Genomic DNA, 1,704 nt, shown 5'->3' on the forward strand with positions numbered 1-1,704 from the left:
GCACTACCCAATTAATTCACTCTAGTACAGGGAGGGAGGAATTGAATATGTTTGATTTGCAGACACCCGCCAAATGTTTGAATGTGTTGGTGCAAAATGTTGTTTCTTTTAGCTTGGGTTTGAACCCCTAGGAGTCACATATCAATTCTTATCCAGTGTTATCCCGTGGTTTGCATTACAATCTGATTTCCCAAAAATGTTTTGAAACTGGATATGAAATATGATTGAAAATTATTCAACTGCACAATGGAAAGTAATATTTACCAAATTTATGATGATATTCCTGGAGGCCGAACAGAGAGAGGAAGGTCTGCCTCTCAACCCACATTTAAACCACCATGCACCCGCGAACCTCGGGCGACCTTTCATCTGTGTGCATCTTCACACTCCTTCCTTCATCTCCACGCTGGAGATGTCCTCGTCATCTCCAGCAGCAGCAGTCTCGGGGGACACCTGGCTCGCCTCGTGCAGCAGAGCCTCACCCCCATACCAAGGGTCCGTTTGCCTGCGGTGTCCGTGTACCTCACCCATGTGCTGCTCCCAGTCCGCAGCACTCTCAAACTGCTGGGCACATTCCCCAATGTTGCACTGATGCTGCCCAGTCTCACACTCATCTCCTCGCCAGGCCACTGTCTCCGTGATCACCCGCTCTACCTCGTCTCCGTTCTCCACATCCATCTCCTCCTCCTCCTTGGGCCGGTGCAAGAGGACAAGATTCTTTGCCATGATTCTTTCCTCAATAACACGCCCTGTCCCGTCTGCAAACCTGGGGCGCAGGAATTTCGCCATCACATCCCGCCCCTCATTCATGACACTCTTAACCACAGCATACTTCCACGTCTTTGCTCCTTTGTTGTGTAAGGCACACACATCCCCCACGTGTGGAACTGCTTCACCTCTCACACGTTGTCCATATTTTGAAGGAGCACTGGTCTTGATACAGATCATCATCTCTTTGGTAAACTGTTCAACAAGATCCCCAACCACCCCCTGCAGCCCATGGTCACCAGAGAGCGCCGCCTCCAGAAGCTTCTCAGAGTCACAGGTCTCGTAGGGCTTGGAGATCATGCGGGGGGCATAGGGCTCCGCGAGATGGTTTGACATGCCAAACACAGGCCTTGCATTTGACAGGTCAACGATGGTCCGAATCAGCAGCTCCCAATCCCCCACCAGCAGCCGGGGGAAGGTGTCTTCTCTTTTGAAAAAATTCCTCAACATCCTCTTCACTGTAGAGACATGACTTTCACAGTAGTTCCTGCTCTGCTCGCCCTGTGACAAGCATTCAACCTGGGCATCCTCCAACTTCCCTGTGGCCTTGGCTCCGGCTGCGAGGATCGGGGCAATGAACACCTCCCCAAGCTGTGTTCCAGCGTCAACAATGACCTTCTTGGGGGCGCGCGTGTCCCGCATGTGCACCAGAAGAGCCTTGCAGACATCAGTGGCAGCATACCCATACATGGTGCGCAGCTCAAGCGAATGGTATGTGCAGTCCACACACAGAAGTAGCCACATTTTGTGAGTAGCACTCCTACCTCCCACCACTGAGCAGCTGAATGGCCCGAGGATGTCCATCGAGATGTACTCCCACACTCCGAAGGCCTGCCCCAAGCCTGCCATCATCCTGCTCGCGCCCAAGGTGGGTGAAAAGAACTTCTTCTTCAGGCCCCTGCATCCCACGCACTCGTCAATCATGTCGATCACCAG

Annotated in this window: 1 protein-coding gene; it reads right to left on the reverse strand. The window is 52.4% G+C overall.

The features are described 5' to 3' along the window. Nucleotides 1–381: 381 nt before the first annotated feature. The coding region (locus ACN0IC_RS15295; RefSeq protein WP_416879614.1) for a hypothetical protein at nt 382–1,704 on the reverse strand (1,323 nt) is incomplete at its 5' end.

Source organism: Litorimonas sp., assembly GCA_029936425.1.
In the GTDB taxonomy this organism is placed as follows: Bacteria; Pseudomonadota; Alphaproteobacteria; order Caulobacterales; family Maricaulaceae; genus Litorimonas.